The organism is Amycolatopsis sp. PS_44_ISF1 (assembly GCF_032335455.1).
Taxonomy (GTDB): Bacteria; Actinomycetota; Actinomycetes; order Mycobacteriales; family Pseudonocardiaceae; genus Amycolatopsis.
Genome location: NZ_JANUXO010000002.1, coordinates 686,591 through 709,500, shown reverse-complemented (window position 1 = coordinate 709,500; position 22,910 = coordinate 686,591). Strand labels below are relative to the sequence as shown.

Annotated in this window: 25 protein-coding genes; 11 read left to right on the top strand and 14 right to left on the bottom strand. The window is 72.5% G+C overall.

The window, feature by feature from the left end; all coding sequences use genetic code 11:
- The first annotated feature begins 63 nt into the window (after nucleotides 1–63).
- Nucleotides 64–1,419 carry an SPFH domain-containing protein gene (locus NYF13_RS18030; protein ID WP_396287690.1) on the top strand — a complete coding sequence of 452 codons (1,356 nt, stop codon included), beginning with the start codon at nucleotides 64–66 and terminating at the stop codon, nucleotides 1,417–1,419.
- Nucleotides 1,420–1,480: 61 nt separating this feature from the next.
- Here NYF13_RS18030 and NYF13_RS18025 read toward each other — a convergent pair whose 3' ends face one another.
- The 3 genes from NYF13_RS18025 to NYF13_RS18015 all read right to left on the bottom strand — a co-directional run bounded on the left by NYF13_RS18025 (nucleotide 1,481) and on the right by NYF13_RS18015 (nucleotide 4,496).
- Nucleotides 1,481–2,824 carry an MFS transporter gene (locus tag NYF13_RS18025; protein ID WP_315658259.1) on the bottom strand — a complete coding sequence of 448 codons (1,344 nt, stop codon included), beginning with the start codon at nucleotides 2,822–2,824 and terminating at the stop codon, nucleotides 1,481–1,483.
- A gap of 299 nt (nucleotides 2,825–3,123) precedes the next feature.
- Nucleotides 3,124–3,939: a hypothetical protein gene (locus NYF13_RS18020; protein WP_315658258.1), complete on the bottom strand. Its 816-nt coding sequence runs from the start codon at nucleotides 3,937–3,939 to the stop codon at nucleotides 3,124–3,126.
- Nucleotides 3,940–3,947: 8 nt separating this feature from the next.
- Nucleotides 3,948–4,496 (bottom strand): hypothetical protein, encoded by a 549-nt coding sequence (locus NYF13_RS18015; RefSeq protein ID WP_315658257.1) that lies wholly within the window; start codon nucleotides 4,494–4,496, stop codon nucleotides 3,948–3,950.
- A 454-nt stretch (nucleotides 4,497–4,950) separates the two neighbouring features.
- On the opposite strand from NYF13_RS18015, the gene NYF13_RS18010 reads away from it, so the two are divergent.
- Nucleotides 4,951–5,547 carry a recombinase family protein gene (locus NYF13_RS18010; RefSeq protein WP_315660355.1) on the top strand — a complete coding sequence of 199 codons (597 nt, stop codon included), beginning with the start codon at nucleotides 4,951–4,953 and terminating at the stop codon, nucleotides 5,545–5,547.
- Nucleotides 5,548–5,784: 237 nt separating this feature from the next.
- Here the strand turns inward: NYF13_RS18010 and NYF13_RS18005 are convergent, their stop codons facing one another.
- Nucleotides 5,785–6,963: an FAD-dependent monooxygenase gene (locus NYF13_RS18005; protein WP_315658256.1), complete on the bottom strand. Its 1,179-nt coding sequence runs from the start codon at nucleotides 6,961–6,963 to the stop codon at nucleotides 5,785–5,787.
- A 191-nt stretch (nucleotides 6,964–7,154) separates the two neighbouring features.
- On the opposite strand from NYF13_RS18005, the gene NYF13_RS18000 reads away from it, so the two are divergent.
- The gene (locus tag NYF13_RS18000; protein ID WP_315658255.1) at nucleotides 7,155–7,739 is read left to right on the top strand and encodes a TetR/AcrR family transcriptional regulator; all 585 of its coding nucleotides are present in this window, start codon (nucleotides 7,155–7,157) and stop codon (nucleotides 7,737–7,739) included.
- Nucleotides 7,740–7,859: 120 nt separating this feature from the next.
- On the opposite strand, the gene NYF13_RS17995 is transcribed toward NYF13_RS18000, so the two are convergent.
- A complete protein-coding gene (locus NYF13_RS17995) occupies nucleotides 7,860–8,639 on the bottom strand; it encodes an SGNH/GDSL hydrolase family protein (RefSeq protein ID WP_315658254.1) in 780 nt (259 codons plus the stop codon).
- Between the two features lie 160 nt (nucleotides 8,640–8,799).
- Between NYF13_RS17995 and NYF13_RS17990 the strand changes: the two genes are divergently transcribed.
- Together NYF13_RS17990 and NYF13_RS17985 are read left to right on the top strand one after the other, a co-directional pair.
- The gene (locus NYF13_RS17990; RefSeq protein ID WP_315658253.1) at nucleotides 8,800–9,657 is read left to right on the top strand and encodes an NAD(+)/NADH kinase; all 858 of its coding nucleotides are present in this window, start codon (nucleotides 8,800–8,802) and stop codon (nucleotides 9,655–9,657) included.
- Between the two features lie 83 nt (nucleotides 9,658–9,740).
- Nucleotides 9,741–10,613 (top strand): trypsin-like serine protease, encoded by an 873-nt coding sequence (locus NYF13_RS17985; RefSeq protein WP_315658252.1) that lies wholly within the window; start codon nucleotides 9,741–9,743, stop codon nucleotides 10,611–10,613.
- Nucleotides 10,614–10,616: 3 nt separating this feature from the next.
- Here NYF13_RS17985 and NYF13_RS17980 read toward each other — a convergent pair whose 3' ends face one another.
- On the bottom strand, nucleotides 10,617–11,459 hold the full coding sequence (locus tag NYF13_RS17980; protein ID WP_315658251.1) for a helix-turn-helix transcriptional regulator: 843 nt from the start codon (nucleotides 11,457–11,459) through the stop codon (nucleotides 10,617–10,619).
- Between the two features lie 85 nt (nucleotides 11,460–11,544).
- On the opposite strand from NYF13_RS17980, the gene NYF13_RS17975 reads away from it, so the two are divergent.
- The gene (locus NYF13_RS17975; protein ID WP_315658250.1) at nucleotides 11,545–12,324 is read left to right on the top strand and encodes an SDR family NAD(P)-dependent oxidoreductase; all 780 of its coding nucleotides are present in this window, start codon (nucleotides 11,545–11,547) and stop codon (nucleotides 12,322–12,324) included.
- 77 nt (nucleotides 12,325–12,401) lie between these two features.
- On the opposite strand, the gene NYF13_RS17970 is transcribed toward NYF13_RS17975, so the two are convergent.
- A complete protein-coding gene (locus tag NYF13_RS17970) occupies nucleotides 12,402–12,926 on the bottom strand; it encodes a CGNR zinc finger domain-containing protein (protein ID WP_315658248.1) in 525 nt (174 codons plus the stop codon).
- A gap of 25 nt (nucleotides 12,927–12,951) precedes the next feature.
- Here NYF13_RS17970 and NYF13_RS17965 point away from each other — a divergent pair, with 25 nt between their 5' ends.
- On the top strand, nucleotides 12,952–13,125 hold the full coding sequence (locus NYF13_RS17965; protein ID WP_315658246.1) for a hypothetical protein: 174 nt from the start codon (nucleotides 12,952–12,954) through the stop codon (nucleotides 13,123–13,125).
- A gap of 70 nt (nucleotides 13,126–13,195) precedes the next feature.
- Here NYF13_RS17965 and NYF13_RS17960 read toward each other — a convergent pair whose 3' ends face one another.
- Both NYF13_RS17960 and NYF13_RS17955 read right to left on the bottom strand, forming a co-directional pair.
- A complete protein-coding gene (locus NYF13_RS17960) occupies nucleotides 13,196–13,951 on the bottom strand; it encodes an SDR family NAD(P)-dependent oxidoreductase (protein ID WP_315658244.1) in 756 nt (251 codons plus the stop codon).
- A complete protein-coding gene (locus tag NYF13_RS17955; RefSeq protein WP_315658242.1) occupies nucleotides 13,941–14,366 on the bottom strand; it encodes an ester cyclase in 426 nt (141 codons plus the stop codon). The genes NYF13_RS17960 and NYF13_RS17955 overlap by 11 nt, the downstream gene beginning before the upstream one ends.
- Before the next feature lie 71 nt (nucleotides 14,367–14,437).
- On the opposite strand from NYF13_RS17955, the gene NYF13_RS17950 reads away from it, so the two are divergent.
- Entirely contained in the window at nucleotides 14,438–15,319 is an 882-nt protein-coding gene (locus NYF13_RS17950; RefSeq protein ID WP_315658240.1) for a LysR substrate-binding domain-containing protein, read from the top strand.
- On the opposite strand, the gene NYF13_RS17945 is transcribed toward NYF13_RS17950, so the two are convergent.
- Together NYF13_RS17945 and NYF13_RS17940 are read right to left on the bottom strand one after the other, a co-directional pair.
- Nucleotides 15,299–16,102, bottom strand: coding sequence for a pentapeptide repeat-containing protein (locus NYF13_RS17945; RefSeq protein WP_315658239.1), 804 nt, complete (start codon nucleotides 16,100–16,102; stop codon nucleotides 15,299–15,301). The genes NYF13_RS17950 and NYF13_RS17945 overlap by 21 nt on opposite strands.
- Before the next feature lie 55 nt (nucleotides 16,103–16,157).
- A complete protein-coding gene (locus NYF13_RS17940) occupies nucleotides 16,158–17,741 on the bottom strand; it encodes a tyrosine-type recombinase/integrase (protein ID WP_315658238.1) in 1,584 nt (527 codons plus the stop codon).
- 210 nt (nucleotides 17,742–17,951) lie between these two features.
- Between NYF13_RS17940 and NYF13_RS17935 the strand changes: the two genes are divergently transcribed.
- Nucleotides 17,952–19,049, top strand: coding sequence for a response regulator receiver protein (locus NYF13_RS17935; protein ID WP_315658237.1), 1,098 nt, complete (start codon nucleotides 17,952–17,954; stop codon nucleotides 19,047–19,049).
- Here NYF13_RS17935 and NYF13_RS17930 read toward each other — a convergent pair.
- Nucleotides 19,006–19,767: a hypothetical protein gene (locus tag NYF13_RS17930; protein ID WP_315658236.1), complete on the bottom strand. Its 762-nt coding sequence runs from the start codon at nucleotides 19,765–19,767 to the stop codon at nucleotides 19,006–19,008. The genes NYF13_RS17935 and NYF13_RS17930 overlap by 44 nt on opposite strands.
- A gap of 206 nt (nucleotides 19,768–19,973) precedes the next feature.
- Here NYF13_RS17930 and NYF13_RS17925 point away from each other — a divergent pair, with 206 nt between their 5' ends.
- Nucleotides 19,974–20,546 (top strand): ATP-dependent Clp protease proteolytic subunit, encoded by a 573-nt coding sequence (locus tag NYF13_RS17925; protein ID WP_315658234.1) that lies wholly within the window; start codon nucleotides 19,974–19,976, stop codon nucleotides 20,544–20,546.
- Nucleotides 20,547–20,722: 176 nt separating this feature from the next.
- Here NYF13_RS17925 and NYF13_RS17920 read toward each other — a convergent pair whose 3' ends face one another.
- Nucleotides 20,723–21,094 (bottom strand): helix-turn-helix domain-containing protein, encoded by a 372-nt coding sequence (locus NYF13_RS17920; protein WP_315658233.1) that lies wholly within the window; start codon nucleotides 21,092–21,094, stop codon nucleotides 20,723–20,725.
- A 164-nt stretch (nucleotides 21,095–21,258) separates the two neighbouring features.
- Here NYF13_RS17920 and NYF13_RS17915 point away from each other — a divergent pair, with 164 nt between their 5' ends.
- Nucleotides 21,259–22,203 (top strand): NADP-dependent oxidoreductase, encoded by a 945-nt coding sequence (locus NYF13_RS17915; RefSeq protein WP_315660354.1) that lies wholly within the window; start codon nucleotides 21,259–21,261, stop codon nucleotides 22,201–22,203.
- 21 nt (nucleotides 22,204–22,224) lie between these two features.
- On the opposite strand, the gene NYF13_RS17910 is transcribed toward NYF13_RS17915, so the two are convergent.
- Nucleotides 22,225–22,704 carry a GyrI-like domain-containing protein gene (locus tag NYF13_RS17910; RefSeq protein ID WP_315658232.1) on the bottom strand — a complete coding sequence of 160 codons (480 nt, stop codon included), beginning with the start codon at nucleotides 22,702–22,704 and terminating at the stop codon, nucleotides 22,225–22,227.
- Nucleotides 22,705–22,910 lie beyond the last annotated feature (206 nt).

Genomic DNA, 22,910 nt, shown 5'->3' with positions numbered 1-22,910 from the left:
ATAGCGATCGTCGTGGTCGCACTGCTGGCCCTGTTCGTCATCACCACGGTGGTCAAGGCGATCATGGTGGTGCCCCAGGCGCAGTCGGCGGTGATCGAGCGCCTCGGCCGGTTCCGCACGGTCGCCTCGCCCGGCCTGACGTTCCTGGTGCCGTTCCTGGACAAGGTCCGCGCGCGCATCGACCTGCGCGAGCAGGTCGTGTCCTTCCCGCCGCAGCCGGTGATCACCGAGGACAACCTGACGGTGAACATCGACACCGTGGTGTACTTCCAGGTCACCGACTCGCGCGCCGCGGTCTACGAGATCTCGAACTACATCATCGGCGTCGAGCAGCTCACCACCACCACGCTGCGCAACGTGGTGGGCGGGATGAGCCTGGAGGAGACGCTGACCTCCCGCGACGCGATCAACACGCAGCTGCGCGGGGTGCTCGACGAGGCCACCGGCCGCTGGGGCATCCGCGTCGCCCGCGTCGAGCTGAAGGCGATCGAGCCGCCCGCCTCCATCCAGGACTCGATGGAGAAGCAGATGCGCGCCGACCGTGAGAAGCGCGCGATGATCCTCACCGCGGAAGGCCAGCGGGAGTCCTCGATCAAGACCGCCGAGGGCCAGAAGCAGAGCCAGATCCTCTCCGCGGAGGGCCAGAAGCAGGCCGCGATCCTCGCGGCCGAGGCCGAGCGGCAGTCCCGCATCCTGCGCGCGCAGGGTGAGCGCGCGGCCCGCTACCTGCAGGCGCAGGGCCAGGCCAAGGCGATAGAGAAGGTGTTCGCCGCCATCAAGGCCGGCCGCCCGACGCCCGAGGTGCTCGCCTACCAGTACCTGCAGACCCTGCCACAGCTCGCGCAGGGCGACGCGAACAAGGTCTGGATGATCCCCAGCGACTACGGCAAGGCCCTCGAAGGCTTCGCCCGCGCGCTCGGCGCCCCCGGCGACGACGGCGTCTTCCGCTACGAGCCGCCGAAGGACGACAGCCCGCAGCGGCCCGAGCTCGAGGACGAAGAGGTCTCCGGCTGGTTCGACACCTCCAGCGACCCGAAGGTCGCCGAGGCCGTCGCCGCCGCGGAAGCCGTGGCCCGCAAGGAGGTCCCGGGCCCGCTCGGCTCCTCCGAGCACCCGCGCCGGGCCATCGGGCCCGCCTCCGCGGCCCCGGCCCCGGCGACCTCCGCCGACGTCGACGCCGACGGCGACGAGCGCCCGGCCCCGGCGCCGCGGCCCTCGTCCCCGCCGCCGGGCATCCAGCAGCGCCAGCAGCAGGGGCCGCAGTCGCTCCCGCAGCCGCAGCAGCCGCCCGCCCCGCCCGGCGGCCCGTACCAGGGCCCGCCCGCGCAGTTCGGCGGCGGCCAGCCCGGCAGCGGCCCGTTCCCGCAGCAGGGCCCGTTCGGCGGCCCGCAGGGCGGACCTCCGCCGCAGCAGCGCTGAAAGCAGGGAAGCGGGGCCTCGCCGGCACGGCGCGGCCCCGCTTTCGTTTCCCGGACCGGGTCTACCGAGCGTACACGCTCGGATCGGCGATATCGGACTTCGACCGGTCCGGCAGGGCGAGCCCGCACAGGACCGTGACCACGGCCGAAGCCACGATGTAGATCGAGATCGAATACGGCGTGCCCGTCTCGTGCAGCAGCCAGGTCGCCAGCAGCGGCGCCGGGCCACCGGCGAACACCGAAGCCAGCTGGTAGCCCAGTCCCGCGCCGCCGTAGCGCAGGTGCGTCGGGAAGCTCTCGCCGATCAGCGCGGCCTGCGGCCCGTACTGCATCGCGTGCAGCACCAGCGAAACGATGACGACCACGAAGATCAGCGCGGGCCCGCCGTGGCTGAGCACGGTGAAGTACGGGAACGCGATCACGGCCGTGAGCACGGAACCGGTGAGGTAGACCCGTTTGCGCCCGATCCGGTCGGACAGCTGGGAGAACACCGGGATCAGCGCCAGCTCGGCCGCGGCGCCGACCAGCACCGCGTTGAGCACGAAGGTGTTGCCGAACCCCGGCCGCTGCACCACGTAGACCAGCACGTAACTGGTGAACAGGTAGAACGGCAGCTGCTCGCTGAACCGCAGCCCGGCCGAGAGCAGGATCTCGCGCCAGTGGTGGCGCACCGCGTCCTTCACCGGGGTGCGCGAGGTCTTCCGCTCGGCCACCACGGCGGCGAACATCGGCGTCTCCAGGATCCGCAGCCGGATCACCAGCCCGATGCCCACCAGGACCAGGCTCAGCAGGAACGGGATCCGCCAGCCCCACGCGGCGAAGCTCGCGGGGGAGAGCAGGGCCGAGAGCAGGGTCATGCCGCCGGTGCCCAGCACCAGCCCCACCGGCACCCCGACCTGCGCGAAACTCGCCAGCAGCCCGCGGCGGCGCTGGTCGCCCCACTCCATCGCGAGCAGCACCGAGCCGCTCCACTCCCCGCCGATCGCGATGCCCTGCACCAGCCGCAGCAGCACCAGGACCAACGGCGCGGCGAACCCGATCGAGGCCGTCCCCGGCAGCAGTCCGACCACGGCCGAGGAGAGGCCCATCAGCAGCAGCGTGACGATCAGCGTGGTCTTGCGCCCGAGCCGGTCGCCCCAGTGCCCGAAGATCGCCGCGCCCACCGGCCGCGCCGCGAACCCGACCGCGTAGGTCGCGAACGACTGCATCACCCCGGCGTAACCGGTGGAGGCGGGGAAGAACAGGTGCGGGAAGACCAGTGCCGCGGCGGTGTTGTAGAGAAAGAAGTCGTACCACTCGATCGTCGTGCCGATCGAGCCGGCCAGCGCCGCCCGCCGCACCTGGACCCGGCGTTCAGCCGCGGAGGACCCGACGGCCTGGGTGACTTCGTTGTCGCCTGGAGCCATGTTTCGCACACCTCTCGTGACGGGCGTCACTCGATAGTGTGAAGCATGTGCGGACGCATCGTCACATCTTTCCTCGTCCGGATCTCAGCGCTTTTCCCGGACCTCCACCGCTGCGGTCCGGCGGTTGTGGATCTTGAGACTGGCGCTGTTCGGGTGGATGATCGCCTTAGGGTGATGGGTTGACCGCGATCGATCGGACCGCGTGCCCGTGGTTCAAGCGGGTGACGTCGTCGAGGGAGTTTGCAGAGGCCTTCACGCCGTCGGAGGCCGAGGCGGCGCCCGAGCAGGTGGTGGCGTTGCTAGTGCGCTTGCTGGGTGATGTTCTGCTGATCGGGTGTCGGACGGCTCACCGTGAGCAGCAGCGGGACGCCGGAACTCTCGCGGGCGGCAAGGTCGGCGATGAACTCACCGAGCCAGCCGACGGCGTCCAGCGACCATTCGATCAGCGTTCCCTGGAAACTCGCCCGGTGCCGTGGCGGGCCGGACCAGACTCCATCGGGCAGCGGGGGTGATACAGGGTCCAGTTCGATCCGGGACTCGCAGCGAAAGACGTCGCGGGCAAGTTCGGTCAGGCCTCGGTGCAGTCGGTGCGCGGCCTGGTGAATGACCGGGTCCTGGCCACTGTCCACGGTGAGATGCACCGTGGTCCAGCACCTCACGTCGTCGAACCATGCCGCCGCCTGCAGTGACGGCATCCGGGCATGCTCGGGACGCGCTGAGATGTCCAGGCTTTGTACTGGCAGCAGTACCTGCGCTGCCTGCATTCGCAGCTGACCCAGTCGTGCCGTGACGTCACCGGCACAGCTCAGAAACGGCCGCACCGGCAGGGAACGGGAATCGGGTACCGGACAGGCCCCAGCCTGGAACCAGGCGACCAGCGGCGACCCTGGCGCGGCCAGGGGGTGGTCCCGGCCGGCGTCATTCATGTCCCAGAGAGTGTCGAGCCAGCCCATAGCCTGTGCCCGGTCGTGGAACTGGATGTAGGTGTCACGGTCGGTGACCGGTTCCCGGTCGGGGCGGGGCGTCAGTCCACCGTAGATCGCGGCGTACAGGGTTCCCGCCGTGCCGCGGGAACCCTGTACCAGCCCTGGTGTGGCTGTGTTCTGTGCCAACACGTCCCTCGTTACTGGTCTTCCCCGGTGATCGCACAGTTCACGTCGGCCTGGCGATCGATCGTCCCGGAGGAGTCGATCTCATCGTCGACATCGACATCGACTCGGTTGCGCCAGGATATCGCCTCCGTGGAGTCGCACGGCCGGTTCGCCGCGGACCTATTGGCACTACTGCCTCCGGGAAAAATACCTGATGCGGTGTTGCATGTTTTTCGCCGCCAGGTTCCGTCCGTGTAGTACTCGTACAGGCAGTTCTCCACGGTCGCCTTATTATTGGTGCAGTCGCCCTGTTTCCACCAGCCGTGGGCGGAGATGACACCCGGAGTAGAGGACAGATGCGGGTTGTCGCCGAAGGTTTCCGGGGTACAGCCCAACGCCGGCTGACTCGTCTGTGTCAGCTCGGGCATACCGCTGACCAGCGGTACGCCCGGTGGCGCGATGCCGGGAACGGCGTCCTCGTACGAAACCTTCTGCGGCGCCACCGGCTGCGCAGCGTTCGCCCCAGGCGCCAGCAGCCCCACCGGCACGCACATCACGGCGACAATGGCGATACGGGCCATGTATCTCTTTGAATTACCTGACATTCGTTCCTCCCCTTTATTCACCGGAGGCTACGATTCACGAATAACACGCCCCCGGATCGTGACCCTTTCGGTCATGAAGATGCGGAGGAGGAGGATTGAACCGCCAAATAGGTGAAGGGGTGGGGTAGTTGTTGAACCACGTCGAGCGCAACCGGACGGTCCAACGCCTGACGCAGTGCCGCATCAAGTGCCTCCCCTGCAGGCGCATCCGGTCACGATCGCGGCCGCGGTGATGGCACCCGGTTCGTTGCCGGTCGCGATGTTCACTCCCCGGTATCGTCGGTGCGGAAACGGCGCTGCCTGCAGATCCGGCGGGCGACAGTGGCAACCTCGTCGATGCGCCGCGCCCAAACCGGACGGAAATCTTGCGTAGACGTTCAGTTGTGCGAGTTTCGAGAACCATCCTTTCGGCAGCGAGGATCCCAGCCGCATCAAGCAGCGTCCCGAATTCGACAAAACCCTCGCCCTGGCCCGCCAGATCAAGCAGGCCGCCCCGCACCAGCCGGTGATCTTCACCGTGCACGAGTACAAGCGCCCCGCCCGCAACTCCGCCGAGCTGATGACCCTGGCCGCGGACCTGGAGGCCGCGATCCAGCTCGAACTGCTCACCAGGCCCCTGATCGGGATCTACGACCCCCGCGGAGCCGGTTCGATGCTGTTCGCGGTGCTGGCCAACTCCGCCCGGCTCGACCGCAACTACATCCGCGAGAAGACCCTTGAGGACCAGGCCGCGGCGGCGGCGAAAAGCCACCACGGCGGCCGTCCGAAAGACACCGACGACGACATGCTCACCTTCGCCCAGGCGTTGCGCGACCAGGGAACCCCGATGCCCGAGATCGGGCGGAAGCCGACTGTCAAGACCGGCGAGAACACGGGGGCGGCACCCGTCGGTGGCCTTGCTCTACCGCGCGCTCTCCGACCAGGCGGCGACAGCACGACCGTGTACGGCCGACCAGCACCGGCCCAGCTCAGTAGCCACGTTCTGGGGTATTCGGGTGGCACCCTTTCAACCGTCGCAGCGGAGTAGCTGCTCCGAGCAGCTACTCCCGTCAGAAAGGTGCTTCCACCACGCTCCACCGTCCTCGATACCAGAGTGGACGTGCGCGAAGAGCGTGGCGACTCCTCCGTGCTAGTCAGCTGTTCACGGACCGGCCGGCGGTGAAGGCGTACAGCCGCGGGTCGGCGAGCACCGGATGCATCTCTTCGGCGGACCCGGCGCGCAGCGGTTCCAGGACAAGCCGCGCACCGGTCAGCGGCTCAGCCTTTACCGCGCCGTCATCGCGTAGTCGGGCAGGTCCAGCGCTTCCGCCGGCGGGTGGGCCCAGTCGCCGTCCTGGGCTGCCTGCGTGCGGAGCCGGTCCCACAGCTCGGCTCGCTGTTGCTCGGTGTCGGGGTAGAGCTCGCCGGGATGGCCCGGCGCGAGTTGCTGCGCCTGCTCGACGAACGGGCGCATGAGCTCCTCGTAGCGGGTGAACCCGGCGCGCGGGTCGGCGTGGCCGAGGAGCTCGCCGGCGAGCACGTAGGCGCCGGTGAGGGCCAGGGTCGTGCCCAGACCGCTGATCGGCGAGGCGCAGTAGGCCGCGTCCCCGAGCAGCGCGATCCGGCCCTGGCTCCAGCGCGGGAACCGGGCCTGGCCGAGCGCCTCGAAGTACAGCGGCGCGTCGTCGAGGGCGTCGAGGATCCGCGGCGTTTCCCAGCCCACGTCGGCGAAGGTCGCGCGCAGCACCGTGACGAGGGCCGCGCGGTCGAGCCGGTCGAGCCCGCGGACCGCGCTGTGCAGGCCGAGCGAGGCCCGGGTGGTGCCCACGTTGTCCGGCCGCAGCCACACCGCCCGGCTGCGGTCGCAGATCAGCCACCGCCACGAGGTGTCGTCGGTGTCGGTCCGCGGAATCGTCAGGTAGGCCACGTAGAGGCCGAGTTCGTGCACCGCGGCGTCGCCCAGGAGGAGCGACCGGGTGCGCGAGCGCAGTCCTTCGGCGATGACCACCGCGTCGAAGCGGCGCGCCGGGCCGTGGTGGAACTCGACGTCCACGCCGTGCCCGTCGTCGTGCAGGGCGGCGATCTGGTCGCCGAACCGGTAATCGGCGCCGGGGGAGGAAAGATCGTGGAGGAGCTCTCCCAGCCGGCCACGCAGGATCTCCACCTCGGCGGTGCCGCCCGAGCTGTCGTCGGTGCCGGCGGGGAAAGACGCGACCGGCTGCCCCTGCTCGTCGACGAAGTCCATCCCGGTCTCCCGCGTGTGGGCGGCGAGCACGGCTTCCTCCAGCCCCATCCGGCGCAGCACCTCGCGCCCGGCCCCGCGGACATCGATGTTCTGCCCTTCGTCGCGGAGCCGGTCGAACCGCTCCACGACGGTCACCTCCCACCCGGCCCGGCCGAGCCAGTAGGCCAGGGCCGGGCCCGCGATGCTGGCGCCGGAGACGAGGATGCTCGGATTGCTCATGAAGAGGATGGCCCTTCTGCGCACGGGGAAGCCGGGTTCTCCCAGTCTCCTGGCCGGACCGGATGATCGTCCAGGCCGGCGGCCACCCCCTCACCCGGATGCCGTGGCCGGGCGCGGCGCGAAGGAGGTCGAGCGGTCCGTGGGCCGAGGACCGGGGTCCGGGGTCCGGGGTCCGGCTACCATCGGGGACCGTGATGGAGTCCAAACCGCTGCGCGCCGACGCCCGGCGGAACCGGGTCAAGGTGCTCCAGGCCGCCGAGACGGTGTTCGCGGCCAAGGGCACCAGCGCGCCGACCGAGGAGGTCGCGCGCGAGGCCGGGGTGGGCGTGGGCACGGTGTTCCGCCACTTCCCGACCAAGGAGGCGCTGCTCGAGGCGGTCCTGCACGAGCGGCTGCACCGCTTCGTCGACGAGGCGGAGGCCGTCGCCGCGCAGAACTCCGCGGACCCGGGCGCGGCGTTCTTCTCGTTCCTGACCAGCTGGGTGGAGATGTCCAGCGCCAAGACCGCCTACTTCGAAGCCCTCAGCGCGGCCGGCGTGCACGTGGAGTTCGCCCGGCACGAGATCGGCGTACGGCTGTTCGAAGCGCTCGGCATGCTGCTGGGCCGCGCGCAGCGAGCCGGCGCGGTGCGGTCCGATCTGGTGGTGGGGGAGCTGGTCCCGGTGATCATCGGCACCGCGAAGGCGGCCGAGCACGTGGGCGCGGACGAGGCGTTGCGCGACCGGATCATCATGGTCCTGTTCGACGGTCTCCGTCCGCCCGCCTCGCACCACTGAGCTTTTCGACCGTGCTCGTGGCGAGGCCCCGGTCAGGCAGCGGATCCGCCCGGACTGGACAGGTCCGCTTCGCGGGTGGCGAAAGCAGCCCGTGGCTCGACGAAGCCCGTGGGGCTCCCGTCAGCCCTGGGGCGAGAGGGCCGCGCCGACCCGTTCCAGGGTCGGCCGCTTCGGGCTCAGGGTGTCGCCGGAGGACTCGCCGCGCAGGCGGCGCTGCACCCACGGCATCGCGTGCTCGCGGCCCCAGCGCAGGTTTTCCGCGCGCCGTTCCCGGGGGCTGAGCTCCGGCCGCGGGCCGAGCCGGTCCGGGGTCAGGCCGTGGTCGACGCCGAGCCGGTCCAGCAGTTCGATGGCGATCTCGTGGTGGCCGGATCCGTTCAGGTGCAGCCGGTCCGCGGCCCACAGCCGCCGGTCGCGCAGCTGCCGCATGGCCCACAGGTCCACCAGCAGCGCGTCGTGCCGGTCGGCGATGCCGCGGACGTGCTCGTTGTAGATCGCCACGCGGCCGCGAATGGTGCGGAACAGCACGTCCCCGCCCCCGTCGGCGCCGGTGAACAGCACCACCCGCGCGCCACCGGCCCGCAACCGCCCGACGGCGCTCTCGTAGGCGTCGGTCAGCGCGTCGATGTCCACCTTCGGGCGCATCAGGTCGTTCCCGCCCGCATACAGCGAGACCAGGTCCGGTTTCAGCGCGAGCGCCGGCTCCACCTGCTCGGCCAGCACCTGCGACAGCAGCTTGCCGCGGATGGCCAGGTTGGCGTAGCGGAACTCCGGGTCCCGCGCGCCCAGCACCCCGGCCACCCGGTCGGCCCAGCCCCGCACCCCGTTCGGCGCGGCCGGGTCCTCGTCGCCGACGCCCTCGGTGAACGAGTCACCCAGGCAAACCAAGCGCTTGCTCACGGCCCCGATCCTAAACCACGCCCCGGATCGGCCGGGTGCGCCGGTGCGGGGCCGGCGGCCGAGGCCCGAACCGGTCCCCGGAGCTCGCCAAGCCGGGCCGCAGCGGGAAGACTGGCGCCGTGATCATTCCGGTTGGTCCTGGTGAAGGGGTCCGTTGACCATGCACTCCGCAGGCCTGGTGCTCCACCCGCGCAGGGATTCGGCGGCGGCGGTGGCCGCGGTGCTCGGCTGGGCGACCGGCCGGGGCATCGAGATCCTCGGCGTCGCGGACGAGATCGACCGGCTGGACTGCGCGGCCGTGCCGGTCACCGCGGCCGAGCTGGGCCGGCGGTCGGACCTGCTGGTCAGCCTCGGCGGCGACGGGACCATGCTGCGCGCCATGCGGCTGGCCGACCGCCAGCGCGCCCCGGTGCTGGGCGTGAACCTGGGCAAGCTGGGCTTCCTGGCCGAGGTCGACGTGCCCGATCTGTCCGCCGCCCTCTCGGCCATCGACCGCCAGGACTTCACCGTCGAGCCCCGGCTGGCCGTCGACGCGACGCTGCGGGGCGAGACCGTGACCGCGTTCAACGACGTCGCCGTGGCCCGGGTGCCGGGCGAGGGCAGCGCCGTGGTCGCGGTGCGGGTCAACGACCAGCCCTTCGTCAGCTACGCCGCCGACGCGGTGATCGTGGCCACCCCGACCGGCTCGACCGCGTACAGTTTCTCCGCCGGTGGTCCGATCACCAGCCCGGCCGTGGAGGCTCTGCTGGTCACCCCGGCGGCGCCGCACTCGGCCTACAGCCGCGGGGTGGTGCTGTCCGTGCGCGACACCGTGGCGCTCGAGGTGCTGCCGGCCAGCGGCCGGCTCGCGGTCGAGGTGGACGGCCAGGTCGCCGGGTACGTCGAGCCCGGTGAGCGGATCGACCTGTGCTCCCGGCCCGGCGCGGCGCGGGTCGTGCGGCTCGGCCTGACCACGTTCTTCCAGCGTGCCCGCCGCAAGCTGCGGCTCACCGACTCCGCGGAGATCCCCTCCGGCTGAACCAGGCCGCCGGGGCCGTTCGGGCGACGATCTGCCGATCGGGTGAACTTCGCGTCCCCTCACACGTCTGGGTAACCGTGGAGATGCGTTCTGCCCGGCGACCGGCCCGTCCCGGTGCGCTGGCCCTCGCCGTCGTCGTCGGCGCGGGCCTGGCCGGTACCTACGTCGGCATCCAGAAGGTCGAAGCGGTGAACACCCGCCCGGCGTCCGCCGGGGCGTCCGGGCAGAGCGCCCAGCCGGTGAGCACCGCGCCCGGCCCCGTTTCCAGCCCCGATCCCGGCCCGGGGCTGCCCGCCCGCGTGCTGCCGTTCACCGCGAAGCTCAGCTCGACCGACATCCCGCTGCCCGGCGGGGGGAGGCGCCACGGCGGCTGCAGCGGCTCGCTGATCGCCCCGGACTGGATCATCACCGCCGGGCACTGCTTCCACGACATCGACCTGGCCCGCAGGGGCGGCCGGCCGGACTTCACCATGAACGTGGCCATCGGGCGGATGACCGACGACGACCCGCGCGGGCACCTGGTGCAGGTGGTGGACGTGCGCCAGTCGCCCTACAACGATCTCGCGGTGGCCCGGCTGAGCACCCCGGTCACCGACATCGGGCCGCTGACCCTGCCGGACGAGCCGCCCGCTGACGGCGAGCCGTTGTCCTTCGCCGGCTGGGGCGCGCTCTCGGCCACCTCCACCGTCCAGACCGACCACCTCAAGCGAGGCCGGTTCTCGGTCCGGAAGGTGCTGCAGTACGAGCTGGAGCTGGATCCGGCCGTCCCGCGGACGGTCGAGAACAGCCCGTGCCCCGACGACTCGGGCTCGCCGTACTTCGTTCCCGACGGCGACCAGCACGGGCGGCTCGTGGCGATCGAGAACTCCGGGCCGGACTGCCCCCAGCCGGGCATCGAGCACACCGCACGCGTCGACACCGTGGCCGGCTGGATCCACCGCCAGATCGGCTCCTGAGCGTCAGACGCGGTGGCTCTCGGCGCCCAGCACGTTCAGCAGCGCCAGCGCCTCCGCGTCCCGGGAGCCCGGCGGGGCGGTGTAGAGCACGAGGTGCTGGTCGCGGTCGGTGAGGGCCAGCGCGTCGCAGTCGACGGTGACCGTTCCGACGGCCGGATGCCGGAAGGTCTTCCTCAGCATCGGCGCGGCCTGCACGTCGTGCCGCTCCCAGAGCCGGGCGAATTCGGGACTGCCGTCGCGCAGCTCCCCGATCAGCCCGGTCACCGCGGGGTCGCAGGGGTAGCGGGCGAGGGTGGCCCGCAGGTCCATGACCACGTGCTGCCGGAACTCCGTGGCGTCGGAGACGCCGTACAGCGGCGCGTCGGGCGTCGCCTGGAGGAACGCCTTCCGCGCGAGGTTGCGGTCCGAGGCCGGCCGCGCGGTGAAGTCCTCCATCAGCGCGGCCGCGAGGTCGTTCCACGCCAGCACTTCGAAGATCGCCGAGGTCACGAACCCGGCGGTCTGGGGGAGCCGGTCCAGGAGCGTCAGGATGCTCGGCCGGACGTCACGGCGGTGGCGCCCGGTGCGGGCCGGCGCGGTGCCCGCGAGCAGGTGCAGGTGCCCGGACTCGGCGTCGGTGAGCCGGAGCGCGCCGGCGATCCCGGCCAGGACCTCCCCGGACGGCCGGGGCGCTCGGCCCTGTTCCAGCCGGACGTAGTACTCGGTGGAAATGTGCGCGAGCACCGCGACCTCCTCACGGCGCAGACCCGGCGTCCGCCGCCGCGCGCCCGCGGGCAGGCCCACGTCCTCGGGCCGCAGCCGCTCGCGGCGACTGCGCAGGAACGTCCCCAGCTCGTGCTTGTCCATCCCCCGAGTGTGCCCGTCCGGCCGCGGCGGACCCTGGTACCGCCTGGGCCTGTCTCCGGCCGGGGCGGACGGCGACGCTGGGGGCATGACCACCACCAGCACCCCCGCCGGCCTGCTCGCCGGCAAGATCGTGTTCGTCACCGGCGCCAGCCGCGGCATCGGCGCGGCCGCGGCCCGGCTCTTCGCCCGGGAGGGCGCTTCCGTCGTGCTCGCCGCCCGCACCACCAGTGCCCTCGACCGCATCGTCGGCGAGATCCGGGCCGAAGGGGGCGTCGCCGATGCCGTCGCCCTGGACCTGGCCGACCGGGACGCCGTCCGCGCCGCCGTGGACCGCGCCGGGCAACTGCACGGACGGCTCGACGGCGCCTTCAACAACGGCGGAACGGGGCAACAGCGGCCCGGCCCGATCGACGCCACCGCCGACGAGGACCTGGACGAGCAGTTCGCCGTCAACTTCCGCGCGCACTGGACCGCCATGCGGGCCGAAGCCGCGATCATGCGCCGCACCGGCGGCGGCGCGATCGTCAACACCTCGAGCATCGGCAGCCGTCGCGCGAACCCCGCCCTGCCCGCGTACGGCGCGATGAAGCGCGCGCTCAACAGCATCACCGAATCCGCCGCGGTGAGCTGGGCCGCGGACGGCATCCGGGTCAACGCCCTCACCCCCGGTGGCACCGCCACGGAGATGATCGACGCCTGGGAGGCGGCCACCCCGGGCGTCGTCGAGCGCATCACCACCTCGACCCCGCTCGGCCGGATGGCGGAGCCCCGCGAGGTCGCCGAAGCGGCGGCGTGGCTGCTCAGCGACCGCGCCTCGTTCGTGACCGGCGCGGTCATCCCGGTCGACGGCGGGGCCGGGGCCTGACCGGACGAGCCCAGGAGCGCGGAGGCGGCCGGGCGCGCGCCCAACCGCCTCCGCGTCCAGTGTGGACAGATCGCGGGTCAGGCGCCGCTGCGGCGGGCCCGGTGCCCGGCGACGGCGACCCGGGTCCCGCAGCGGGTCGAGCAGTACCGGCGCCGGCCGTTGCGCGAGGTGTCGACGTAGGCGACCCCACACCCCTCCCGGGCGCACAGTCCCAGCCGATCGGGTTCCTCGCAGACCAGGTGCGCCAGCCCGCCCGCGGTGTAGCCGTACACCCGCTCGACCCCGCCGGCGCCGGGGCTGGAGTAGTGCAGGTGCGGCGGTTTGCCGTCGTGGCACGAAATGTAGGGCCGGCAGGCCGCCGTGGTGAGCAGGTCGTTCACCAGCCCGACGCGCTCCTGCGGCGCGGCCCCGAACACCTGCCACAGCCGCCGGCTCCAGTGCAGGACCAGGGCCGCCTCGCCGTCGGTCAGCTCGGTCACCGACATCGCGTGCTCGCGCGTCACGGCCAGCACTTCGGCGGCGCCCGCGTCTTCGCGCAGGCTCAGGGTGGCCAGGTCGGCGGCCACCTGCGCGCCCGCGCCGCCGTAAGGGTTGAAGTGCACTGAATCATTACACCAGACTCGGGGCATGGAAGAAAACCGCTGTCCCCGCTGCGGCTGGCCCCTGGCCGAGCTGCCCGCGTCCGCGACCGTCCCCGGCTCGCCCGGCCGCCGCGCCGACTACGTCCGCTGTCTCTGCGGAAGCTGGCTCGCCCGCGTGAACGGCGTGGTGGTCGGCGCGACCCGGCCGGTCGCCGGGTAACCGCTTGCCGAGCGCGGATCCTCCGGGCTCCGATCCAGGCGGTGTGGCCGGAGGCGCGCGGATCGCTCGGTCAGGCTCCGGTCCGGGTGACACCGCCGTCGACGTGCAGGATCTGGGCGGTCACGAAGGAGGCGTCTTCGGAGACCAGGAAGGCCAGCGCGCCGGCGAGGTCGGCCGGGACGGACGGGCGCGGGATGGTCTGCGTGGCGCTCACCCGGGCGATGATCTCGCCGGTGGACGGGCCGGTGGGCCGGGTGCGGCCCAGGAAGCCCTCGGTCGCGACCAGCCCGGGCGCGATCGCGTTGACCGTGATGCCGCTGCCGCCGAGTTCGTTGGCCAGCGCCCGGGTCAGCGCGTGCACGGTGCCTTTGCTGGTCAGGTACGCGAGATCGCGGTTCGGCGTGAGCGTGATGCCCGAGCCGGTGTTGACCACGCGGCCCCAGCCGGCGGCCCGCATCCCCGGCGCGAACGCCTGGGTGAAGAGCAGGATCGACTCGACGTTGACCGCCTGCACCCGGCGCCACCGGCCGATGGTCAGCTCGTCGAGGCCGGCGAACGGGAAGATGCCGGCGTTGTTGACCAGGATGTCGCAGCGTCCGTACCGGTCGAGGACGGTGGCGGCCACGGCGTCGACCTGCGCGGGATCGCTGACGTCGCCGACCAGGCCCAGGTGGCCGCTCCCGCTCAGCTCGCCGACGGTGTCCGCCGGCTCGGTGATGTCGACCGCGACGACTTTCGCGCCCTCTTCGGCCAGCCGCCGGCAGTAGGCGCGGCCGAGGCCCCGGGCCGCTCCGGTGACCACCGCCGTCTTCCCCTCAAGCGCCACGGGTGAACTCCAGCCCGAGCTGGCGCGCGAGCCCGAAGTAGTCCTCCAGGTGCCAGGTCTGCGTGATGCGGCCGCCGGCCAGCCGGTGGAAGTCGGCCGCCCGGAACTCGACCTCGCCGCCGGTTCCCGCGACGTCGAGCAGCTCGCCGGTGTGCCGGGCGCGGGTGACCGACCGCACCGCCACCCGGTCGCCGCTCACCACCACGTCCTGGATCTCCGCGGTCAGTTCGCTGAAGGCCCCGCGCAGGTGCGTGATGGTGCCCTTCCAGCCGTCCGGGCCGGTGCCGGTGCGCAGCGGCGGGAAGCTCTCCCAATCCGCGGCGAGGGCTTCGTCGGCCAGCGTCAGCTCACCGGTGGTGAGGGCCTGGTAGAAGCGGCGGACCGCGATTTCGTTGATCTCCTGGTCAGCAAGCATGGATCCCACGCTAGGACCGGTCGCCCCCGGTGATCAAAGACCGGATCCGGACCAGGTAATACGCTCGGGGCATGACCGACCTGGACCTTCGGCTGGTGCGGTACTTCACCTCCGTCGCGTCACACCTGCACTACGGCCGGGCCGCCGCCGAGCTGCGGATCGCGCAACCTTCGCTGAGCCGGCAGATCAGCCGGCTCGAAGCCCTGGTGGGTGCGCGGCTGCTCGACCGCACGCGGCAGGGCACCCGGCTCACCGAGGCGGGCGCGGCCTTCCTGCCCCGAGCGCACCAGCTGCTGCGTTCGGCCGAAGAGGCCACGGCCGTGGCCCGGGCCGCGTCGAGGCCGGGCCGGATCACCGTCGGTTACACCGCGGGCCTGATCGTCACCCCGGCCGTGCGGCAGCTTCGTCACCGGCACCCCGAGGCCGAGGTGCAGACCTTGCACCTGGACTGGAACGGGGCCAGGGCGGCCCTGCTCGACCGGCGGGCCGACGCGGTGGTCACCCGGCGGCCGCTGGTCCCGTCCGGGCTGGTGGTGACGAAGCTGTACGACGAGCCCCGGGTGCTGCTCGTCCCGGTCGGGCACCGGCTGGCGGGCCGGGATTCGGTCACGCTCGACGACCTCGAAGGCGAACCGATGCCGCGGTTCCGGGATGCGGCGTACGACGCGTACTGGCGCGTGGACCCACGGCCGGGTGGCCACGCCGCGCCGGACGGGCCGCTGGTGGAGAGCCTGGAGGACAAGATCGAGCACATCGCCGCCGGTCAGGCCGTGTCGATCGTCCCGGCCGCGCTCTACGCGACCGGGGTGCGGGCCGGGCTCACCACGGTCCCGCTGCGCGGCGTCGAGCCGAGCGACGTGGTGGTGGCCGTCCGCGAAGACGACTTCAGCCCGCTGGTGGCCGCGTTCCGCGAGGTGGCGGCCGAACGTCTGTCACCAGTGCGAGGGGCGTGACCGGCCGGACGGCAGCTTCGTCGCGGCGTCGCCCCGCGCCGCGTTGACCTGCGACTGGGTGAGGAACAGGCTGCCGGTGAGGTCGGTCCCGCGCAGGTCCGCATCCCGCAGATCGGCGCCGATCAGGTCGGCCAGCCGCAGATCGGCGTCCCGCAGGTCGGCCGCGATCAGGTAGGCGCCGCGCAGGTTCGCGCCCCGGAGGTCGGCGTCCTTGAGCTTCGCGCCGATCAGGTCGGCTCCGCGGCGGTCCTTCTTCTTGCCGGGGACGGCGGCGCGCGCGAGCTCGCTCGTGCGCAGGAGCAGCGCGTTCACCCGTCCGCGCTGCTCGCCGACGTCGACCTGCAGCAGCTCGCCGGGATCGCTCGCGGCCAGCCGATCGGTCTCCTCGAACGCGGCTTCGAGGTCGCCGTGCAGCTCGCCCGCGGCCTCGAGACCGCGGGCCTCGGTGAGGTAGGCGAGCAGTTCGTGCAGCTGCCGCATCACCGGCAGGGCCGCGAACATCGGCCGCGCCGTCGCGGGTTCGTCGCGCCAGCTGCGCCCGCCGAAGGTGACCTGCGAGATCCGCTGCCCGGCGCCGAAGCAGTCGTAGACCGAGCAGCCGGGGAACCCGCGTGGCCGCAGCCGGTCGTGGATGCCGCAGCCGAAGTCCGGCTGGAGGTTGGGGCACGGGTCGCCGGCGGCCTTGTCGATCGCGAAGTCGGCCGAGCGGGTGAAGGTGAGGGCGACGCAACAGAGCCCGAAGCAGCTCGCGCAGTCCGCCTTCAGGGCGGCGGTTTCGGGCACTGGTTCACTCCTGCGGCTGGGGCGGCTCCGCGCATCGTACTGGCCGCCCGCGGGCTCAGGCGTCTTCGGGGAACCAGCTGCTCGCGACGAGGTCGACGGCGCTGCGCTCGGGCGCGCGGGCGGCGTGGTCGTAGGTCTGCTGGGTGGTGTCGATGCTGCTGTGCCCGACATCGGCCTGGACGTGGACCAGCTGGGCCCCGGCCTCGACCGCCGTGGTGACGTAGAAGTGCCGCAGCGCGTGCGGGTGCATCGCCCCGGCGATCGGCGCCAGCTCCGGCCCGCCCGCGACGGTCAGCCGTCGCAGCAGCTGCCAGATCGCCTGCCGCTGGAACCGCCGCCCGGTCCGCGTCTCGATCAACGGCGACTGCGGCCCGGGCTGCGGGATCCGGCGCACCACGGCCGTCTCGCGTGAGGCGGCTGCTTCGTCGCGCGCGCAGAGGTAGGCGGTGAGCGCGTTCTCGGCCGGGACGCTGAGGTAGACGACACGGGTCTTACCGCCCTTGCCGAGCACCCGCAGCGCCCGCCGCCCGCGCGTGACGTGCAGGTCCGCGCGGTCGAGGTCGCACAGCTCGCTCACCCGGAGCCCAAGCGTGAACAGCGCGACCACGGCCACCGCCCGCGCGGAGTCGAGCGGGCCGGCTCCGCGGCGTCGCGCCCCCGCCGCGGTGTAGAGCGCGCGGACCTGCCGCGTGGTGAGCGTGACGGTGCCCGAGGTGCCGGCCGCGGCCACTGCGAGCCCGAGCCGCCGCCGGTTGAGAGCCGCGGGGTTTCCGGCGACGAGCCCGAGATCGGCGAGGTAGCCGTAGAGCGCTTTGACGGTCGCGAGCATCCGGTCCCGGGTCGCGGGCGCCGCCCCGGCGGTGGCGAGGTCGTCGAGCCAGCCCTTGACGTGGGCGGAGGTGGCTGTGACCGGGTCGAGGTGCCGGGAGGCGCACCAGCGGAACCAGTGGTGCGCGCGCAACCGGCCACGCGCGGCCGGCGGGGGAGCGGTGCGGGTTCGCGGCGGCCGGGCGTGCGAGGTCGAGCCGGGTTTCGCCGCCCGGGCGGGGTCCTCCGCGGCTGGGGGCTCGGTCGTGGCTGCGGAGCAGGTCGTCCGCGGGTCGTGGGTTGCGAATCCGGGCGTGATCGCCCCCGGGCCGAACGGATCGGCTGCCGCTGCGGGGGCCGTCACCGCGACGGACTTCAGGTGCAGCGCCTCGGCGTACTCGAAGATCGCGGTAGCCCAAGCCTCCCGAGCGCTCCAGGCTTCTTCCCGGGCTGTCCGACCCGGCTCGTCGCTGGTTCGCCGCTCTGCCGTTGCCACGACCGGCTCGTCCTGGCCTGCTCGTGCGGAAGCCCTGAGCCCGGGTCGAGCCCACCCGGCGAGATCCGCGGCCGAGACCGGCAACCCGAGCCCCTCGGCGTAGGTGCGACGGGTGGCCTGGTTCCCGTACCCGGTCAGCCAGTCGGCGATCGCTCCGAGCAACCGGGCGGGATCAGCCACCCCCGGCCACGCCACCACATCCGCCGACAGGGCACCCCCAGCCCCGCTACCCGCCCCGCCTGCGCCGTCCCTGCCACCGACGCCGTGCCCCTCGTCCGCGAACGGCCCGGCCTCGTCGTCGCCGGGCTGCGTCCGCGGCGCCGAACGACGGTCCACCGGGGGGCACCCAGTTTTCGACCCCACCGAAGGCCGCCCGCTCGACCCCGCGATCTCACTCACCGGCGTCAACCTCATCACTCTGCGTCGATCGAATCCAACCCCGCCTATCTTAGCAACAAAAGCTCTGTTCTGTAGCTGAGTTGTGTTCTAGTTTTATTACCGCAACCTTGGTTTTAGGTTATACAACCGATCCAGTACGCTGAAAAAGTGCCTGAACAAGCTGCCCTCGACGAACGGCCCACCGCTGCCACCGCGCTGTGCGGGTTCCGGGAGTGCCGCGCGCCGTTGCCGCCGCCGGGACCGCGAGGTGGGCGGCCGTTCGAGTTCTGCCCGGACCGGCGGTGGCCCGGCGATCGGACCTGCAAACAGCTCGCCGCGGCGGATCAGGCGTTGCGGGACGCACTGGGCGACGCCGTGTCGCACGCGGGTCTGAAGGAGGCCGCCGCCGAGTTCACCCGCGCGGCCGTGGGGCTGGGGGAGCCGTTGCAGACCTTGCGCAACGCGCTGGACAGCGTCGCCGCCCGCGCGCAGGACGAGGTCGCCGCCGCGCTCACCCGCGCCGAAACGGCGGAGCAGCGCGCGCTCGAGGCGGATGGGTTGCGGCAGGCAGCCGATACCCGTAGCGCTGAAGCGGAGCAAGCCGTCAATGCCGCCGAGGACCACGCACACCGGCAACAGGAACTGGCCATGGCCGCGGACGCCCGCGCGGCCGAGGCGATCACCACGCGCAAGGCCGCCGAGTTGGCTCAGGCGCGGGCCGAGGCTGTGGCGGCCACGGCCGTCGAGCGCGCCGACCGCGGCGCAGAGGAGTTCCGCGCCGAACGAGCCCGTGCGGACCGCCTCACCGCGGAGCTGGCTGAGCGTTCCGAACAGTTCGCGGTCCGCACCGCCGAACGCGACGCGGCGCTCACCGTCCTCGACCAGGCGCGCACTCGCGCCGAGGAGACCCGCGATTCACTGACCGCCCAGCTCACGCAGTCCACCGCGGCGCTGGCTGAGGCCCGGACGCGGGCCGGGGAGCTGGAGGCCGGCCGTGAAGCCCGGGAACGCGAGCACCACATCGCATCGGCGGCCGCCGCGGAGACGGTGGCCGAGCAGCGCCGCCGGGTCGCCGTCCTGGCCGACCGGCTGACCGAGAGCCACTCCCGGCACACCCACGAACTGGACGCTCTGCGCGACAAGCTGTCCCGCGTCCACCGGCTGGCGCTGGCCGAGCCCGCCGAGGACCGTGACCTTCGCGGCGCGCTGCTGGCCGAGCTGCTCACTCACCGGAGCGAGGGAGGATCTGACTCCCCACCACGCTGAACGCCTCGCCGCACACCCCGCACGTGATCTCGCCGAGGTCGAACACCGACAGCGCCGCCCGGATCCGCCGGGGCTTCGCGCACCGGCAGACGGCGGCGAAGTAGTTGGCACCGCCGCGGTGGGCACCGCGGCCGTCGACCGGGGCGACGTTCACCGGAGCCGGCGGGACCGGTTCGCCGTGATCACCCGGCGACGGCTCGGTGCGGCCCTGGGCCCGCTGCGCGACCTCGGTTTCGGTGTGGCGCCAGATCTTCAGCGCGTTCTCCAGCACCGCCAGCCGTGCCCGGTAGGAGGCCACGGTCTCGGGCAGCGCGGTGGTGACCGACCAGCCGATCCGCTCGGCCGGTTCGGCCTCGACCCCCAGCTCACGGGCCAGGGCGGCGAACTTCTTGTTGTGGTAGCGCCCGTCGCTCACGTCGACGATGTCGCGGGTCGCGGCCAGGCCGTGGGCCGCCTCGTGCAGGGTGGTGCCGAGGATCGCGGCGGCGGGCCGGCGCAGCCCCTCGGCGCCGAGGAAGAATTCGGCCCGTGGTTCGCGCCCGGCCCCGACGTGCCAGCGCGACCGCGCGAAGTGGCCGTGGATCTCGGTGGTGGTGCCCATCGTCCCGGAGGCGAGCACCAGGATGGCGTCGGGCACGTCCGGGTGCCGGCGCCGGATCTCGGCCCAGAGCTGCTCCATCGCGTGCATCACGCGGGTCGTCGGCCCCAGTTCGTCCACCGGTTCATGATGGCAAATCTTCCCGCTTAAGCGGGAAGCGACGCCCAGGACGACTCGGGGACGGAGCGGCCCGGGGGTCGCCTGGATCTGCTGATCGCCAGGAGCGAACCCCGCACGCCGTGAGCGAACGGGCCCACCGCGGCGGGCGCGGACGCCCTACGGTTCGGTTCCGGCGGGGGAATTCCGGACGCAGGCAGGAGCACAGGATGAGCGTGGCAGCCGAGATGCAGGTCCAGGGTGGGCAGTCGCCGAACGAGTCGGTGTACGAGCAGTTGCTGCGGGACCGGATCGTGTTCCTCGGCACGGAGGTGACCGACGAGGTGGCGAACCGGATCACCGCGCAGCTGCTCCTGCTCGCGGCCGACGACGCCGAGCGGGACATCACGTTCTACATCAACTCGCCCGGCGGCTCGGTCACCGCGGGGATGGCGATCTACGACACGATGCAGCTGGTGAAGCCGGACGTGGCGACCTGGGGCATGGGGTTCGTCGCTTCGATGGGGCAGTTCCTGCTGTCCTCGGGCGCCCGCGGCAAGCGGTTCCTGCTGCCGAGCACGCGGCTGGTGATGCACCAGCCGTCGGCGGGGATCTCCGGGGCGGCGAGCGACATCGCGATCCAGGCCGAGGTGTTCGGGAAGATGAAGCGGCGGATGGCCGAGATCACCGCGCGCCAGACCGGGCAGACGGTCGAGCGCATCACCGCCGACGCGGACCGCGACCGCTGGTTCGACGCCGAAGAGGCGCTGGCCTACGGCTTCGTGGACCACGTGGCCGCTTGAAGTCTTCGCCGCCCCGCGTGGGGTACGGGGCGGCGAAGACTTCAAGCGCAGAGCGGACTGCCGGTGATGGCGGCCATGGATCGCGGCGGCAGTGGACAACCCCTGGCGGACAGCACCGCAGGTCGGGCCGGGTGACGGGCCCCGTCGAAGACCGGCTCAGGGGTGCTGGGCCCGGTCTACCACCCCGGCACGCCGGCGACCCTGTCGATGTTCTCCTCCACCCAGGACCGCAGCAGTCCGAGCGGGACGGCGGCGCTGTGGCCGAGGTCGGTCAGGGCGTACTCGACGTGCAGGGGCACCGCGGGGTAGATGGTGCGGTCGACGATCCCCGTGTCCTCCAGGCGCCGCAGAGTCTGGGTGAGCACCTTCGGGCTGACGCCCTTGAGCAGCCGCTGCAGGGCGCCGAACCGTTGCGGGCCGTCTTCCAGCGCGCCGATGGCCAGGGCCGACCACTTGTTGGCCAGCAGGTCCAGCAGGGCGCGGCACGGGCACTGGGCCGAGTACACGTCGTGGTGCTCGTGCAGCCCGGTCAGGCAGTGGGTGGTCATCCGCGCTCCTCGGTCGTGCGATCTCACCTGCATGCTTCCCATCGGGAAGTACTCTCCCTTGATGGTAACCACCCCTCTGGGGATACGGTCGCCGCATCAGCCGGAGGGACGCCAACAGAGCCCTCCGGAGCAGGTGAGCACAAGGGAGAAGATTCATGTCCTCGATGCGCGCGGTCGTGCAGCACGGCTTCGGCGGCCCGGAGGTCCTGCGGGTGGAGGAAGTGCCCCGGCCCGAGCCGGTGCCGACCGAGGTGCTGGTGCGGGTGCACGCGGCCGGGGTCAACCCGGTCGACTGGAAGACCCGCGGCGGCACCGGCATGGCCGGGGTGCTCGGCGAGCCGCCGGTGACGGTGGGGTGGGATGTGTCCGGTGTCGTCGAAGAGGTCGGGTTCGGGGTGAGCACGCTCAAGGCCGGCGACGAGGTCTACGGGATGCCGTGGTTCCCGCGCGCGGCCGGGGCCTACGCCGAGTTCGTCACCGCCCCCTCGCGCCAGTTCGCCCGCAAGCCGGCGAGCCTCAGCCACGAGCAGGCGGCCGCGGTGCCGCTGGCGGCCCTCACCGCGTGGCAGGCCCTGGTGGACACCGCCGGGGTGCGGTCCGGCCAGCGCGTGCTGATCCACGCCGCCGCCGGCGGGGTCGGGCACTTCGCCGTGCAGTTCGCCAAGCACCTGGGCGCCCACGTCATCGGCACCGCCAGCGGTGCCCGCCACGAGTGGCTCACCTCGCTCGGCGCCGACGAGCTGATCGACTACACCGCGGTCCGGTTCGAAGACGCCGCCAAGGAGATCGACGTGGTCATCGACCTCGTCGGCGGGGACACCAGTCTCCGCTCGCTCGACGTGCTGCGCCCCGGTGGCCTGGTCGTCGCCGTGCCGGCCGGCGTCTCGCCCGAGCTCCGCGACGCCGCCGAGTCCCGGGGGATGCGCACCAGCGCCTTCCTGGTCGAGCCCGACGGCCCGGCCCTCACCCGGATCGCCGAGCTGATCGACGGCGGCGAGGTGAGCGTGGAGGTCGAGCAGGTCTTCCCGCTGGAGCAGGCCGCGCAGGCCCACACCCAGGGGGAGCTCGGCCGGACGCGGGGCAAGCTCGTCCTGCGCGTCGCGCCCTGACCTCCGGGGAGGCCGGCGCGGTCAGCCGGCGAGGCGAAAGCACAGGTCGGTCTCCCATTTCGCCGCGTCGGGCTCCTCGCGGGGATCGGTCCGGTAGACCTCGAGGCGGGCGCCCCAGCGTTCGCCGTCCGGGGTTTCGGCCCGGTCCCAGCGCACGCCCTGCCGCTCGCCCCATTCCAGCAGGGCGGCGGTGGCGGCGTGGAGGCCGTCCGGTGCGCCGTGGTGGGTGCTCGTGGCGTACCGGCCGCCGGGGACGACGTCGGTGAAGTACTCCTCGCCGAGGTCCACCGGTCCCTCGGTCGGGACGCCGGCCTCCACGGTCAGCCGGGCCCCGACCGAGAGGTAGCGGAAGAACGGCGCTCCGGCGGGGGTGACGCCCCGCTGCGCGAGCGCGCCGACGATGGCGCCGATGCGGTGGGCGACCTCGGGCAGGCCTTCGGCGGTGACGGTGTCGCGGAACCCGGCGTAGCGCTGGGCGGGGCGGTCCACGAAGGATGGCATGGTTCTCCTCGGCGCTCGGTCCCGGCACGGGACGGACTTCGGTGCCGCCGCTGGCGGCGGGGTGATGCGGGGCTGACGGCCCGCTCGGTTCGGTGTGGTCGAGCACGACGAGGTCGTCGGTGCGCGCTGGGCGCCCGGGGGCGGGCTTTCGCCGAGCTGGGTGCCGCCGTCGCTAACCTGGAGTGGTCGCGGCGAAGACACCTGTA